The sequence below is a fragment of the Pseudomyxococcus flavus genome, assembly GCF_050038885.1.
Taxonomy (GTDB): domain Bacteria; phylum Myxococcota; class Myxococcia; order Myxococcales; family Myxococcaceae; genus Myxococcus; species Myxococcus flavus.
The window spans coordinates 8,088,304-8,103,356 of record NZ_CP143624.1; the positions used below are offsets into that span (position 1 = coordinate 8,088,304).

A 15,053-nucleotide genomic window follows, 5' to 3' on the forward strand; every position below is an offset into this window, starting at 1 on the left:
GTCAGCGGGCCTCGGCTTCGGGCCGGAACACGGTCACGGGCAGTGCTTCAGGCTGCGGATTCCATTCGCCGACCGCCCGCATCAGCAGCGCGACAGGCGACGCCCGCGCGACCTCGACCTCCACCGCCAGGGTCATGCCGTGGCGCAGCTGGATGCGCGGATCGTCCGGCGGTGCGAACTTGAGCTCGACGCGCACCGTACCGGGGATGGCCTCGGGCGTGGCGGTCTGGCCGGGCTCGGTCCCGACGGCCGTCACCCTGGCGGGGACTGTCCCGTAGATGGTCATCGGGTAGCCGTCGAGCTTGAGGCGCGCCGTTTGACCGGGATGGATCAATCCGACGACCTCCTTCGGGAAACGGGCGCGCACCCGCACCTCGGCATTGCTCGCGACGATGGTGCCGACCCGCTGCCCGTCGGCGATGAACGCTCCCGCGCCGAGCTCCGCCACGTCGACCATGTGGCCCGTGGCCGGCGCCCGGTACAGCTTCCGCTCGATCTGGTACTCAAGGCGGTCGATGGTGCCCTGAAGCTCCCGGATCCGCCCCTCGGCGCCCAGCGCCTCGCGCTCGAGTTCCAGCAGCTGCGCGGCGAGGGCTTGACGGCGCACGTCCTGCTCGCGCCGCAGTCGAATGAGCGCCAGGCCCTGCGCCGTCTGCGCGAAGCGGAGCGCGTCGACGTCGGTCTTGCGCTCGAGCTTCTCCATCTCCGAGACCGCGCCCGTCGGGCTATTGAGGGCAAGCTGCGCGCGTTCCACCGCGAGCCGGTGCCTGGGCGCGAGCTCCTGCTCCCTCTCCAGCGCCTCCTTGACTGCGACCTCGTCCACCCGCGCCGTCAAAGCCGCCTCTTCGTGCTTGTTGGAGATCTGCTGGCGGATGATGGCGAGCTCCTTCTCGGTCGCGGCGAGCGTCGCCTTGGTCCGCTCGAGTTCGAGGCGCTCGGCCCGTGCGTCGAACTCGATGAGAAGGTCGCCTTCCTTGACCTCCTGGTCGAGTTTGAGCCGCGAGAGCACGACCCTGCCCGCGCTGGGCGGCTCGATGCGATGGACGGCATTGTGTGGCTCGATCCGGGCCTGTGAGCTGGCCTTGACGAGCGGGACCTGGGCGAACAGCGACCAGGCGATGAGCCCGCCAGCGCATAACACCATCAGAGCGACGAACACGAGGCGCGTGTCCGACTCGTAGTTCAGGGAACGAAGGGTCCGCTCGAAGGGATATGCCATGGTCCGTCAAACAAAGTCGCCTTAATGGCCGCGCCCTGTCAACACCTCGGCCACTGCTTTGTAATTCACGCCCCATTGTCTGACTACGGGCACCTCGATGCGACGCAGGACGTCGTCCGCATCGCCGCAATGCGTTGCACATTATTCATTGGTTCGATTTGACATTCAGTTTCCACTACACATAGCGTTCAACTCGAAAGGAGGCACGACATGAAGATCAAGATCCACGTTCGCGGCGGCCCGAAGGCGCGCTAGTAGTCAGTCGTTTTGACGCCCGCTGTTGAGTCTGGGCGTTCCTCGTTTCAGATTACCAGAGGGGGGTTGGTGGGGATTTTCCATCAACTCCTCTTCTCATTTCTGGCAACGTCTTGCTCTCGCAGGTGCTCGTTCCTGCCAGGTTGCGCCAGGATCTCTCGTGCGCTTGAACCGGAGATGCCAGGGCTCTCCTGGGCGGTTGTTGTGCCAGTCTCGTGGCTTCCCGGAGTCGGGTCGTACCTCAACCTCAACTTCGCAAGTTGGGTAGGTTCGCCCGCCATTTTGTCCCTGCTCCGCCGTGTGCCGCGCCAGCATGGATGAGCGAATCGGCCTGCTGGAAATGACTTAGAACCATCCTCCGACCTGCTGAGTCAGCCACCCTCGGCTAGTGCGAATCGCAACCCTGACGGCCCGGGCTGACTCGCAATGCTTGAGGCGTGCACGGTGTGAAGGCGCACACCCAAAGTGCAACCGCGCTGAAAGTCCGAAGCGAGGCGAAGGTGGCCTGCTGCATGTAGACGCTCGACACACTCCCTGCTTTCCGCATTCGCCCGTGGGCATGGCGAAGCGGCGGGCGCTCGCGGAGACAGCGGTCAACGTCTTCAGGCATCCGGGAGCACGGAGGCTGGGGCGGCGACCCGTTCCTGGCCCGGCTCCGGCCGTGACAGGCAGCCAGTGCCCCGTCGTGTCCACGCTCCTCTTCCCCAGGCCTGGCGACCATCGTCAGGAGGGGAGAACAGGTCATGTACTTCCAGGCCATCAAGACGGAGGGCCTTGCCCATCTCGCCTACATCCTGGGCAGTAAGGGCGATGCACTCGTCGTCGACCCTCGGCGTGACGTGTGAAGTGGACCCCGTTTTTTGGACCACCCCCATCTTTGCGTTTTGAGCCGACTCCCACGTAGGAGAACGGCCATGAAGCAGAGGAACAAGAAGCGGTTCGACCCGGAGTTCAAGGCGCGCGTAGCGCTGGAGGCGCTGCAGGAGAAGGAGAGCGCAGCTGGGGCGCCGGCACGGGGTGCACCCGGTGCTGGTGGGCCAGTGGAAGAAGCAGCTGCTGGAGAAGGCGGCCACGGCCTTCACCACCGAGGCCGCGGGGCGGGACGCCGAGAAGGTGCAGGACGAACTGCTGCGGAAAATCGGCGAGCTGACGGTGGAGCGCGATTTTTTAGCGCGCGGGCTGCAGCGCTCCCGCTGAGCGAGAGGCGAGCGATGGTGCAGCCCGGACTCGACACGCTCTCGGTGCGCAAGCAGTGCGACCTGCTCCAGGTCTCGCGCTCGGGGCTCTACTACCAGCCCATCGAAGTGAACGCCGAGGAGCTCCAGCTCATGCGCCGCATCGACGAGCTGTACCTGGCGCGGCCCTTCTACGGCAGCCGCCGCATGACGGTGGTGCTCCAGCACGAGGGGCACGAGGTGAACCGCAAGCGCGTGCAGCGGCTCATGCGCCTCATGGGCCTGGAGGGGATGGCACCTGGGCCGCATACCAGCCGGCCCCACCCGGAGCATCCCGTCTACCCGTACCTGCTTCGAGGGCTGGCTATCGTGAAGCCGAACCAAGCCTGGGCGGCCGACATCACGTACGTGCCGCTGGCGTACGGGTGGGCGTACCTGGTGGCCATCATGGACTGGTTCAGCCGGGCGGTGCTGGCCTGGCGCGTGTCCAACACGCTCTCGACGGACTTCTGCATCGAGGCTCTCGAAGAGGCCCTGCGCCACCATGGACCTCCCAGCATCTTCAACACCGACCAGGGGGCGCAGTTCACGGACAAGGACTGGCTCGCGGTGCTCAAGGGGCAGCAGGTGCGCATCAGCATGGACGGCAAGGGCCGGTGCGTGGACAACATCTTCGTCGAGCGGCTCTGGCGCAGCCTCAAGTACGAGGAGGTCTATCTCAACGCCTACGCCGACGTGCGCCAGGCCTGGGCGGGCGTGGGCCGCTGGCTGCGCTTCTACAACCTCGAGCGCCCGCACCAGGCGCTCGGGTACCGCACGCCCATGCATGTCTACCGCACCGGCCTCATCGAGCACGCGGCGTGACTCCACAGGCCTCCACAGCTATCCACAGGTTACGAGTCTCCCCCCGCGCCCCCCTCGACACGACCACGACGACGACGTATCAACACACTCTCACCGTCGGCTCAGGCGCAAAGATGGATTGCCCCAAAGTGGTCCAGCCGATGGGGTCCACCTCAGTGGACGTCTACCTCGACGTGCTCCTGCGGCGCGGGCTGCGGCTGCGCTACGTTCTCCAGACGCACCGCCAGGAGGACTTCATCCAGGGAACCATGGAATTGGCGCGCCTTACAGGCGCTCAGGTGGTGGCTGGTCGGCACCCCATCACCGGCCATGCGGATGTGCGGATGGGCGAGCGCGAGCGGCTACACCTCGGCTCCTTGACCCTGGTGGCGTTCCATACGCCGGGCCACACCCCGGAGAGCATGAGCTGGGCCGTCTACCTGGACCCCCACCATGCGCAGGCCTGGGGCGTCTTTACGGGCGACGCGCTCGTTGCTGGAGAGACGGGGCGCACGGACCTGGCGGCGCCAGAGCGGACTCATGAGAACGCTGCACTCCTCTACGATTCCCTCCACCAGAAGCTCTTGCCTTTGGGCGACCAGGCGATCGTCTTCCCCGCCCACGGGGCAGGTTCGGTATGTGGCAGCGGCATCGCGGATCGGGAGCTGACGACGCTGGGCTTCGAACGTCTGCACAATCCCGTGTTCACGTCCAGCCGGAGCGACTTCATACAGCGAAAGGTGATGGAACGGATTCACCGGCCCTCATACTTCTCACGAATGGAGGAGGTGAACCTGCGCGGGGGCGTGCCGCTCTCCGCCGACGCTTTCGCCATTCCCTTTCTGGATCCAAACCGCTTTCAGTGGGCATCCCACAGTGGCCTCGTTCTGGACGCGCGTGAGCCCGAAGCCTTTGCGGGGGGTCACATTCCGGGCTCGCTGAATGTCTGGATGCAGGGCCTGTCCGTGTTCGGTGGACAGATGGCGCAGCCGGACACGCCGCTGTTCCTCGTCCTGCCTGAGTACGCGGACTCAAGGGACGCCGTGCTGGCTCTGGCCCGGGTCGGCCTCGACCAGGTGGAGGGTGTCCTCGCGGGTGGATTTGGAACATGGCGCAACGCGGGGTTGCCTATTGAGAGCAGCGGCACGCTGACACCCGAGGCACTCTTCTCCCAGTTGGCGGGTTCTCAGGTGCTCGACGTGCGCGAGCGCTCGGAGTTCGAGCACGGCCACATCCCGAATGCCCGGCATGCATATGTGACAGAGCTGGAGGAGCGCCTCCCCGAGCTGGGGCCGCGCGACGACCTTCCGGTCGCGGTGGTGTGCAGCACCGGCTACCGCTCTGGACTCGCCACGAGCATCCTGCTTCGTAACGGCTTCCAGCGAGTGTTGAACGTGCTGGGCGGCATGTCGGCATGGCAGCGCCTGGAGCTTCCAGTGCGGACAGGCCCGCCGTCGGACGCCGACTTCGAACCAGCAACGCGGCTCACGGGGATTGAGGAGCAGGACGCTGCTCCACCGTCGCCTTCGTGATCCGCCAACGACGTTATCGCCTGATGGGAGCGAGGCTACCTCGGGCCCGGGAAGGAGCTGGCCGTGGAGCCAGGTACGCATGAGTTCGAACCGCACGTGAGTGAGGTGCAGCTTCGCATCTCAGGCACGGGACTACCGGAGCTCTTCGAGGAAGCCGGGTTCGCGCTCGCGGAGCTCATGCTCGGCGAGGCACCGTTGCCGCAGCCCTCTCCGGACTCGGCGGTGGAGCGCGTCACGCTCGTGGCAGCGGACACTGAAGCGCTGCTCGTCGACTGGCTCAACGAGCTCATCGCCCGCTCGGACCTGAAGAAGCGCGTCTACACGGACCTCGTGGTGGATGACTTCCACACGCGGTCGCTGCGCGCTCATATCCGCGGCGTCTCGCCTTCCGTGCTGAAGACCGCTGTGAAGGCCGCCACCTTCCATGGCCTGGAGCTGAGTGAGCACGACGACGGCTTCACGGCCACGGTCGTCCTCGACGTCTGACACCCCGGCCCCCTTTGTCGTGAGGCAAGCATGGAGACGACTTCCGAAGTCCCGCAGCGGCTCGAGCCGCTCATTCGACAGATTGGGCCCGCCCTGTACGAATTGGGTCAGGGCTTCCGAGAGGACATGCGCGTCCCAGTCCGCATCGTCGCGGACTCGGAGCTGCTCCAGCAGATGGTCCAGGACCGCAGCGTGCCCCAGCTCGTCAATGTCACCACGCTGCCGGGCATCCAGGGCTTCGCTATCGGCATGCCCGACATGCACGAGGGCTACGGCTTCCCCGTGGGCGGCGTGGCAGGAACGCTGCTGCCCGACGGCGTCATCTCGCCGGGTGGCATCGGGTTCGACATCAACTGCGGCGTGAGGCTGCTGGCGACCGGGCTTCGACACGAGGACGTGAAGGACATCCTGCCGGAGGTGGCTCACGACCTCGCTCGTAGCATTCCCACGGGCTTCGGGAGGCATGGCCGTCTGTCCCTGCCTCCCGAGCAGATGGACCGGGTGCTCACCGACGGCGTCCCGTATCTGGTGGACTCGCTGGGACTGGGGACACGGGAGGACGTCGATTACCTGGAGGCCGGCGGCTGCCTCAAGGGCGCCGACGCGGCCAAGGTCTCCGTCCGGGCCCGGGAGCGCGGGCATGACCAGCTTGGCACGCTCGGTGGTGGTAACCACTTCCTGGAGGTGCAGCGGGTGGAGCGCGTCCTCGACTCGGAGTCCGCCTCAGCGCTCGGTCTGTTCGAGGGGCAGCTCACCGTGCTCATCCACACGGGATCGCGAGGACTCGGGCACCAGGTCTGCACGGACGCCGTGCGCACCATGGACCGCGTTCTGGCCCAGGATGGCGTCCGGCTGGTGGACCGTCAGCTCGCCTGTGCACCGCTGTCGTCGGCGGAGGGCCAGGACTACTTCGCGGGCATGTGCGCCGCGGCCAACTTCGCCTGGGCCAACCGGCAGGTGCTCACCCACCGGGTGCGCGAGGTGTTCCGACGGTGGCTCGGGGACCGTTCCGCTGCGTGGCCTCGCATCGTCTATGACGTGGCCCACAACATCGCGAAGTTGGAGCCGCACGGAGGCCAACGGCTTTGCGTGCACCGCAAGGGTGCGACGCGGGCATTCGGCCCCGGACACCCCGAACTGCCCGCAGCCTACCGGCAGGTCGGCCAGCCGGTGTTCATCCCCGGAAGCATGGGCACGGCGTCGTTCGTGCTGGTGGGGCAGGGGGCATCCGAGACCATCTCGCTCAGCAGCGCCTGTCATGGGGCGGGCCGGCGCCTGAGCCGGGCTGCTTCCAAGCGCCAGGTGGTAGGTCGTGAGCTGCGTGCAGCCCTGAATCGTCAGGGCATCGTCGTGGAGTGCCCCTCCAATGCGGAGCTCGCGGAGGAAGCGCCCCTGGCCTACAAGGACGTGGACCGGGTGGTGGACGTCGTCGAGGTGGCTGGGATCGCTCGGAAGGTGGCGCGGTTGGTGCCTCTGGCGGTGCTCAAAGGCTGAGCCCGGGGGCATGGGCCCGCCCGTCGGACTCGATTGACCAGACCCTCTTCGCCATCCGGAAGCTCCTGTAGGACAAGGGGCACCAGCGACGAGAGCCGTGGTGCTCGGAGCGCAGACGGTGTTTCCAGAAGGCGCCGTGACAGTGGCCGAGGACTCCACCGGCCGACCTTGGAAGAGACAAGGGCGGTGCGCCTGTCGGGAACAGACACACGCACCCAACGCGTGATGCGCATCCGTCGCTGGCGCCCCCCGGCAAGCAGGAGGCCTCAGACTTCCTCTCGAACTGCGCCAGGGCGCGGACCGGGAGCGCCCGTCATCGAGGCATGGTGACGAGGCCGCCCTGTTCCGCAAGGCAGGCCTTGCCAGCCGCCGAGCGGCCGTCCGCGTCGCAGCCAAGGGGCAGCACCCAGATCTCCCGGCCGTGCACGTCATCCAGGGCCGTGAAGTAGATGAAGTCGCCCGCTCGAATCAGGTCCTGCGGATAGGAGGACGCGGGCCCCGGACGGATGTCCTGCAGCAGTCGCGTGCCACTGGGCTGCCCGTTGCTCACCCACAGCTCGTGACCGTGGGCCTCGTCAAAGGCGTAGAAGACGACGCGGCCGTCGTTGGTGGGGACCGGCGTGGGGACGCGCAGGTCGGGCGAGACGATCAGCGGTTGGTACAGCAGCTTGGTTCCCTGTTCCGTGCCGTCCGTCCTCCAGAGCTGGACGTCGGCCGGAGCAGGACTGCCGACGTCGTAGAAGAGCGTGAAATAGAGCTTCCGTTCCGTCACCGTGGACGAGGACACGAAGATGAAGAACTCGCGCGGTTCGTCCGCATAGGGGTTGGGGATGGTCGCGACGCGGTGCGAGCGTGGGTGGCAGGAGGGATCCGGATCCAGCTTGCGGAGCTCGGTCTCGCTGTAGTCCGGGGTGAACGTCGCGAAGTAGAGGCGCTTCTTGAACACGGTGAAGGGCTGCGCCCCCGAACCTTCGGGCCCGGGCCGGGTGTCCTCGACGAGCTCCGTTCCCTGGGCCGTGCCGTCACTGCGCCACAGCTCGCGACCGTGCTCGCCGTCGTCCGCGGAGAAGTAGAGCACTCCGGCCGCTTGGGTCAGGTTGAACGGGAACGAGGACCCGGGCCCGGGCTGGATGTCCTTCACCAGATGGGTCCCCGCGGCGCTCCCATCACTGACCCACAGCTCCGTGCCCGTCTCCGTCGTACCGAAGCTCATGAAGAGGCGGTTGCCCACGCTCTCCAGGTCCAGCGGGCCGTTCGTGGCGTCCTCCGGGCCCAGGTCCTTCACCCGCACCGTGCCCGCCGTGGTGCCGTCGCTGCGCCACAGCTCCAGGTTGCCCGAGACGATGATGGCCGGGCGGACCACCCGGAAGAAGTAGAGCGAGTCGCCCACCGCGATGAAGTTCTCCAGGAACGCGCTGCCGGACTCGGGCGAGAGCTCCTTGACCAGCCGCGTGCCCGCCATGGTGCCATCGCTCACCCACAGCTCATTCCCATGTTCCTCACTGAAGCCTCCCGTGAAGAAGAGCTTCTTTCCCACCACCGTCAGGCGTCCTGGCGGATCGACGAGGCGCTTCACCGGGCGGGTGCTCGCGGTCGTGCCTTCACTGCGCCACAGCGCGCCGCGGCTTGCCTCGAAGTCGATGGCGGAGAAGAACAGCTTGCCGCGGAACGCCACCAGGTCCGTGGGGGATGGTCCGCCGATAGGGCCCGGGAACGGATCCTCAGGGGGAGGATAGATGTCTTTCAGAAGGAAGGCCGGCCCGAGCTCGGGGAGCGGTTCCTCCCATTGCGCCGAGACATCCGCTGGAGTGATCGTGTCAGGCGGTGATTCATCCATGCCCGATTCCCCGCAGCCCATCGCCAGAAGCCAGACACCCATCCACTGACGCCATGCACGCATGCTTCCCCCCGCGCTTTCAACTGGACGACCGCGCGCCATGGGTAGGTCTGGCGCCTCGCCGCGGCCACGGAGAAAGCATCGGGCATCCATCATCAATGTTCAGAAGGGGCAGCAGCGCATCAGCGGCGTTCACTGCACTCGCAGGAGGTCACGCCCACTGGAGGAACAGCGCACCCGTGTCGTCGAGGTGCACGCGTGTCCCCAGGCGCCGCCCCTCGCGATCCATCACGCGCCGCAGCCACTCCGCATCTTCACGCGACGCGTGTCGGGGCCGGAGTTGGTGCAACTGCATGGGGCGCATTCTCAGGTGACCGAGCCGTCCACTCCGTGCGTCGAACGAAACGAGGTACATCAAGACCAGGTCGCTCCGGAACGACTCATAACCATGGATGCCCTCGTAGTCGTTCAGGAAGTCTCCGCAGCCATAGAGGATGAGCTTGCCCTGGTGGACCTCGATGCCTCGGGAATGGTGCGAAGAGTGGCCGTGGAGGATGTCCACACCGGCCTCATCGATGAGCGCATGGGCGAAGGTCCGTTGTGCTTCAGGCACGGCATAGCCCCAGTTTCCGCCCCAGTGGACGGACACGACGACGACATCGCCTTCTCGTCGATGGGCGGTCACCTGCCTGCCAAGGTGCCGCGCCGTCTCGACGGACAGGTCGGGCAGGAAGGCCACGCCGGGGCGGTGCTCGGTGGCTGCCCACCGCGGAGGAATGCCACTGCCTTCCTCTCCCACGGAGAACACGAGGACTCGCCCGCGAGGCCCGACGTCCAACACTGCGGGGCGCAAGGCTTCGTCCAGGTTCTCGCCCAGGCCCGCGGTGGCGATGCCCGCGCCGCGCAGCGTGGCCAGGGTCTGCCGGAGTCCTGGATAGCCCCAGTCCAACACATGGTTGTTGGCCAGGACGCAGCAGTCGATTCGCGCCGCCGTGAGGCAGGGCACGTTCGCAGGGTTCATCCGGTAATGGATGCCTTTGTCCGGCCACCACTCGTCGCTCGTGGTGACGCTCGTCTCCAGGTTGATGATCCGCGCATCGGGGGCGTATTGATTCAGCGCGACGAGCGCGTCGCCCCACAGGTCGGCGAACCCCAGGGGCGTGAGGAACGGGCCGTTGCGCTCCTCCGCCAGGGTGACATAGGCGCGAGCATCCCGGATGTAGGACTCATGAAGCTCGGGAGCGGCGGGGTGGGGCAGCGCCTGGTCGATGCCCCTCCCCGTCATCACGTCGCCGCAGAGAAAGAGGGAGACCATTCGCGACGAGCGGACAGGCTGTCAGGCACTCAGTAGGTCACGGACTTGCGGGTCGTGACCGCGTTGACAGTGGAGATGCGCTTCTCCACCTCCTTCGTCTCGTGGCCCTTCGGGCACCTGGGGAGCTTCTCGTCGTGCTCCTTCACGCTCATGACCTCGGTGAAGGGCTCCTTGCACTGGCGGCAGAAGTACTCGTAGACAGGCATGCGTTTCCCCTCCGTTGCACTGGAGGTCACCGCACGGCTCGCGGGCGTGTGACCTCCAGGAAACGATGCGTCGCCCCGGGACTCCGTGCCACGCCAGGGAGGCGCTCACCTGCCAGGGTGAGCGCACTCGCCGAAGGGACGGAAGGGCAGGGCGTAGAGCTCTCGGCCGCTACCGTTGCCTTCGGCGGTGAAGAACACGTCCCAGCCGGAGTGGATGAAGCCGCGCGGCGCGTGCGCAGTGCCCGCGGTGAACCGCCGTGTCCCGGAGGCGGTGCCGTCGCTCATCCAAAGCTCGGGCTCGCTCCCCCGGGTCGTCGCGCCGAAGAAGAGCCAGCCCTGGATGGCCGTCACCTCGGTGGGGGACGCGCCTTCGCTTCCTCGCACCAGGTCCTTGAAGAGCTTCGTTCCCTTCGAGGTCCCATCGCTGACCCACAGCTCGCGGCCGTGCCGGCCATCGTCCGCGGCGAAGTAGATGCGCTCGCCAGCCACGGTCAGGAACGCCGGCGCCGAGCCTTCCGCGCCCGGCCGGATGTCCTTCACGCGCCGCGTCCCGGACACCGTGCCATCACTGACCCACAGCTCCTCGCCCTCTGGCGTGCCCGAGCCCGCGCTGAAGTACAGCTTGCCGTCCAGCACCACCAGGTCATGGGGATACCGGCCCGGGAAGAACCGCAGGCGGCGCGTGCCGTCGGGCGTACCATCCGTGACGTACAGCGTGGCTTCGCCCTCGTCCGGGTCCACCAGGAAGAAGAGCTTCTCGCCCACGGACTTCATGCGGAAGATGACTGTGTCCTCGAAGACCTCGAGGAGCGGCGTGTAGTCCGTGCCGCCTTCGCTGCGCACCAGCCAGTTCTCCTCGTCCACGCTGATGACGAAGTAGAGCGAGCCGGCGTGGACGGCGAAGCGCCGAGGGAACGCGCTGTCTGGCCCGGGGATGAGGTCCGCCACTTCGTGCGTGCCCGCCTCCGTGCCGTCGCTGGTCCACAGCTCGTTGCCATGCGCACCACGGGGGTCCTCCGCGGAGAAGTAGAGCCGGCCCTGGTACGCCACCAGCGTCTGGCCTTCGCCCTGGCCGGCGCCCACGGGGAGGACCCGCTTCAACAAGCGCGTCCCCTCTGTCGTCCCGTCGCTGGTCCACAAGGCGCGGCCATTCACCCCGTCGTCCGCGATGAAGTAGAGCCGGTCTCCGATCCGGGTGAGGTCCGTGGGGTCGGAGCCCTCGGGGCCCCGTGCGATGTCCTTCAGCAAGCGCGTTCCTTCGCCCTGCGTGCCGCTGCTCGTCCACAGCTCGGTGCCATGGCGGCCGTCGTCCGCGGTGAAGAAGAGGGCGCCATCGCCGTGGACGGTCTCCTCTATCAATGCGCCTTCAGGGCCGGGATGGATGTCCAGGAGCCCACGCGCGCTCAGTCCGCAGGGCTCCCACGGGCGATGGTCAGCGGAGGGCCGCGCAGGACCTTCCCCGAAGTACAAGGGCGTGTCGTCCACCGGGAGCGGCTCACAGGCGGCGAGGAGGGACAGCAACATCGGGAACGAACGCCAGGGCTTCTTCATCAGCAGCTCCGTGAGGTCGAGACCACTTGGGAGCGTCAATCTGTGAAGGGTGCGCGCTTGCCCCACCTGCCCAGGGGTCCAGCGAGGCGTTTGTAACGTGATACTTCACACCATCTGTTTCAGGTCCCGAGAAAAAGTAGTAATCATTGAAAAACGAGATTCGGTCCTGATACTCCCAGTGCACCTCCCCGCGGTACCGGAAAGGTGCACTGTATGCAGCGATGTCTCGGACCTGATCCACGGCGTTTTCTGACCCTCTCCCTCGTGTCCGCCCTGACGCTGAGTCAGGGGTGCCAGCCGACCGAAGAGGACATGCCCGTCGAGGAGCCCTCGACGGCCGAGATGGCTCAGCCTGCTGCCGTCACGGGCTTCGCGGAGATGCACCACCACATGTTCGCCGAGGAGGCGTTCAGCGGTGGCTGGTTCCACGGCAAGCACACCGGGAGCCTGGTGAGCTGTGACGGTGGCTTCCCCGAGAGCGACCACGCGCGGGTCCGCATGGACCTGAGCTCCATGCTCAACGTGTGCCCCAACGCGGGCGGGGTGGACCTGAGCGGGGTGCCCGTGCTGTCGGAGATGTTCGGCATCGGCGGCGCGGTGGCCTCGGAGATCATCGGCCAGATTGAAGGCACCGAAGGCGACACGGGCCTGCACCTGGGGCGCATGAGCGTGCCCACGCAATGGCCGCGCTGGGACACCATCGCGCACCAGCAGTCCTGGGAGGGCTGGCTGCAGCAGGCGCATCAGGGTGGCATGTCGCTGGTCACCATCTCCCTGGTGAGCAACGAGTTCCTCTGCAAGGCGCTGCCGTACCAGAACATCAAGCGGCCCTGCGACGAGATGACGGACGTGGACGTGCAGCTCCAGATGGCGCGTGACTTCGACGCCCGCACGCCCTGGGCGGAGATTGCGCTGTCCCCCGCGCACGCGCGGCAGATCATCAACTCCGGCAAGCTGGCGATGGTGCTCTCCATCGAGTCGAGCAAGCTCTTCGGCACCAAGAACTGGCAGACCGAGCTCAACCGCGTCTACTCGCTGGGCGTGCGCTCCATCCAGCCGGTGCACCAGCTCGACAACCGCTTCGGTGGCGCGGCGCCGCACAACGCCATCTTCCAGGTCTCCCAGTTCCTGGAGAACTGCCACATCGACACTGACTGCGGTCTCACGGGCAACGGCTTCACGCTGGGCTTCGACGTGGACGCCAACTGCAAGAACACCAAGGGCCTGACGGCCGAGGGCCGCGCGCTCGTCGCCGAGATGATGAACAAGGGCATGCTCGTCGACGTGGCGCACATGTCCGAGCGCTCGGTGGATGACACCTTCGCCATCGCCCAGAGCCGGAACTACTACCCCATCTACATCTCCCACGGTCACTTCCGCGAGGTGATGCACCCGGGCCTGGCCGCCAACGAGAAGACGACGCCCGCGTCCATCATCCGCTACCTGCGCCAGACGGGCGGCATGTTCGGCCTGCGCACCGCGCACGACGAGACGCGCGACTACACGCGCACGCCGGTGGCCAACAACTGCCAGGGCTCCACGCGCTCGCTGGCGCAGGCCTACGAGTTCGGCCGCCTGGGCCTCAAGGTGAACATGGGCTTCGGCGCCGACCTCAACGGCTTCATCCAGCAGACCCGCCCGCGCTTCGGTCCGCACGGCGCCTGCTCGGCCGGCTTCCCCGCCGAGGCGGCGGCCCAGGCCCAGGCCCAGCTCACCTCCGGTCCGCCGCCGCTGGGCACGGACTTCGACAACTACGGCCTGGCCCACGTGGGCCTGCTGCCGGACGTGGTGCGTGACCTGAAGCAGCTCGGCGTCAACACCACGGGCCTGGAGGGCTCGGCGGAGACGTTCATCCGCATGTGGGAGCGCGCCACCGGCACGCGCACCGGCATGGCGGACGCGGCGACGAACATCGACACCAGCGGCGTGGCGCCCTACGTGCCGAAGTCCGTCCGCGAGGCGAACTATCCGTCCAGCTCCACCTGCTCCACGGACGGCGACTGCGCCAGCACCCAGTACTGCGGCTGGGGCCTCAACGCCGGCAAGTGCATGAACAAGAAGGCCAAGGGCTCGCTGTGCGCCAACAACCGCGAGTGCCTGTCCAACAACTGCCGCTGGACCCTGACCTGCGGCTGAGGCCGTCCACCGGCTCGTGACTCGCGCGACGCGAGGGACACGAGCCGGGTGCTCCCGCGGCTGCCCGCCCGCTCGACAGCGGCCGCCGCGGGGGCGCCTTCATTCGTTGCCCGAGCGGGCTCTACATGGTATCGAAAATGAGAGTCAATATCGATATCTGGAGCATTCGTGACGACGACGACCACAGAGCGTGTGTACCGGCGGGGGCCGTTCCCCGTGAAGTTCCGGCTCCTGGAGGTGAAGCGGGTGACGCGGGTGACGCCGCAGATGGTCCGCATCACCCTGGGGGGAGAGGACCTGGAGGGCTTCTACAGCCCCGGCGCGGACGACCACGTGAAGCTGCTGTTCCCCGAAGAGGGCAAGCGCATGCCCGTCATCCCCACCGTGACGCCCACGGGCCTGGTGCTGAAGGAAGGCGAGCGCAAGCCGGACTCGCGTGACTACACCCCGCGCCGGTACGACGCCGCGGCGGGTGAGCTGGACATCGACTTCGTGCTGCATGGCTCCGGGCCCGCGACGACGTGGGCGAGCAAGGCCCAGGTCGGCGATCTGCTGGCCGTCGGTGGGCCGCGTGGCTCCACGTACGTGGCGCAGGACTTCGACTGGTACCTGCTGGCGGGTGACCAGTCGGCGCTGCCCGCCATTGGCCGGATGCTGGAGGAGCTCCCGGAGGGCACGCGCGCCATCGTGTTCTGCGAGGTCCCCGATGCCTCCGAGGAGCAGCGGTTCACCACCCGCGCCAACGCGACGGTGACGTGGCTGCACCGCAACGGCGCGGAGGCGGGGGCCTCGGATGTGCTCCAGAAGGCCATCCGGGGGCTGGAGTTCCCCCCGGGTGACTACTTCGCGTGGGTGGCGGGTGAGGCGCACACGGTGCGCCCCATCAAGGACCACCTCATCAACGAGCGTGGCGCCAACAAGAGCTGGGTCCGGGTGACGGGCTACTGGAAGCGCGGCACCTCGGACCACCACGACTCGAAGGGCTGAACCGCGGCCCCCGGGGC

The 15,053-nt window shown here is 67.2% G+C and carries 10 protein-coding genes and 1 pseudogene; 6 read left to right on the forward strand and 5 right to left on the reverse strand.

Annotation, left to right across the window (positions count from 1 at the left end; all coding sequences use genetic code 11):
- Nucleotide 1 precedes the first annotated feature (1 nt).
- Nucleotides 2-1,219: an HlyD family secretion protein gene (locus VZL07_RS33840; protein ID WP_426752066.1), complete on the reverse strand. Its 1,218-nt coding sequence runs from the start codon at nucleotides 1,217-1,219 to the stop codon at nucleotides 2-4.
- A gap of 1,169 nt (nucleotides 1,220-2,388) precedes the next feature.
- On the opposite strand from VZL07_RS33840, the pseudogene VZL07_RS33845 reads away from it, so the two are divergent.
- The 4 genes and pseudogenes from VZL07_RS33845 to VZL07_RS33860 all read left to right on the forward strand — a co-directional run bounded on the left by VZL07_RS33845 (nucleotide 2,389) and on the right by VZL07_RS33860 (nucleotide 7,004).
- A pseudogene (locus VZL07_RS33845) lies at nucleotides 2,389-3,513 on the forward strand (IS3 family transposase).
- Nucleotides 3,514-3,686: 173 nt separating this feature from the next.
- Nucleotides 3,687-5,024, forward strand: coding sequence for an MBL fold metallo-hydrolase (locus VZL07_RS33850; protein ID WP_426752067.1), 1,338 nt, complete (start codon nucleotides 3,687-3,689; stop codon nucleotides 5,022-5,024).
- A 63-nt stretch (nucleotides 5,025-5,087) separates the two neighbouring features.
- Entirely contained in the window at nucleotides 5,088-5,510 is a 423-nt protein-coding gene (locus VZL07_RS33855) for an archease (protein ID WP_426752068.1), read from the forward strand.
- A 30-nt stretch (nucleotides 5,511-5,540) separates the two neighbouring features.
- Complete coding sequence (locus VZL07_RS33860) at nucleotides 5,541-7,004, forward strand: RtcB family protein (RefSeq protein ID WP_426752069.1); 1,464 nt, start codon at nucleotides 5,541-5,543, stop codon at nucleotides 7,002-7,004.
- Between the two features lie 313 nt (nucleotides 7,005-7,317).
- Here the strand turns inward: VZL07_RS33860 and VZL07_RS33865 are convergent, their stop codons facing one another.
- The 4 genes from VZL07_RS33865 to VZL07_RS33880 form a co-directional block, all read right to left on the reverse strand.
- Complete coding sequence (locus VZL07_RS33865; protein ID WP_426752070.1) at nucleotides 7,318-8,679, reverse strand: ELWxxDGT repeat protein; 1,362 nt, start codon at nucleotides 8,677-8,679, stop codon at nucleotides 7,318-7,320.
- A 373-nt stretch (nucleotides 8,680-9,052) separates the two neighbouring features.
- Complete coding sequence (locus VZL07_RS33870; protein ID WP_426752071.1) at nucleotides 9,053-10,156, reverse strand: CapA family protein; 1,104 nt, start codon at nucleotides 10,154-10,156, stop codon at nucleotides 9,053-9,055.
- A 29-nt stretch (nucleotides 10,157-10,185) separates the two neighbouring features.
- Nucleotides 10,186-10,362: an FmdB family zinc ribbon protein gene (locus VZL07_RS33875; protein ID WP_426752072.1), complete on the reverse strand. Its 177-nt coding sequence runs from the start codon at nucleotides 10,360-10,362 to the stop codon at nucleotides 10,186-10,188.
- Between the two features lie 105 nt (nucleotides 10,363-10,467).
- Nucleotides 10,468-11,913, reverse strand: a complete 1,446-nt coding sequence (locus VZL07_RS33880; protein WP_426752073.1) for an ELWxxDGT repeat protein — start codon at nucleotides 11,911-11,913, stop codon at nucleotides 10,468-10,470.
- Nucleotides 11,914-12,126: 213 nt separating this feature from the next.
- On the opposite strand from VZL07_RS33880, the gene VZL07_RS33885 reads away from it, so the two are divergent.
- Nucleotides 12,127-14,049: a membrane dipeptidase gene (locus tag VZL07_RS33885; RefSeq protein ID WP_426752074.1), complete on the forward strand. Its 1,923-nt coding sequence runs from the start codon at nucleotides 12,127-12,129 to the stop codon at nucleotides 14,047-14,049.
- A 168-nt stretch (nucleotides 14,050-14,217) separates the two neighbouring features.
- Nucleotides 14,218-15,036 carry a siderophore-interacting protein gene (locus VZL07_RS33890; protein WP_426752075.1) on the forward strand — a complete coding sequence of 273 codons (819 nt, stop codon included), beginning with the start codon at nucleotides 14,218-14,220 and terminating at the stop codon, nucleotides 15,034-15,036.
- The last annotated feature ends 17 nt before the right edge of the window (nucleotides 15,037-15,053 follow it).

Bases quoted from the DNA above. Each gene is read 5' to 3' on its own strand.
- VZL07_RS33840 (WP_426752066.1), bottom strand. From the start codon at position 1,219: ATGGCATATCCCTTCGAGCGGACCCTTCGTTCCCTGAACTACGAGTCG.
- VZL07_RS33860 (WP_426752069.1), top strand. From the start codon at position 5,541: ATGGAGACGACTTCCGAAGTCCCGCAGCGGCTCGAGCCGCTCATTCGA.
- VZL07_RS33870 (WP_426752071.1), bottom strand. From the start codon at position 10,156: ATGGTCTCCCTCTTTCTCTGCGGCGACGTGATGACGGGGAGGGGCATC.
- VZL07_RS33875 (WP_426752072.1), bottom strand. From the start codon at position 10,362: ATGCCTGTCTACGAGTACTTCTGCCGCCAGTGCAAGGAGCCCTTCACC.
- VZL07_RS33880 (WP_426752073.1), bottom strand. From the start codon at position 11,913: ATGAAGAAGCCCTGGCGTTCGTTCCCGATGTTGCTGTCCCTCCTCGCC.
- VZL07_RS33885 (WP_426752074.1), top strand. From the start codon at position 12,127: ATGCAGCGATGTCTCGGACCTGATCCACGGCGTTTTCTGACCCTCTCC.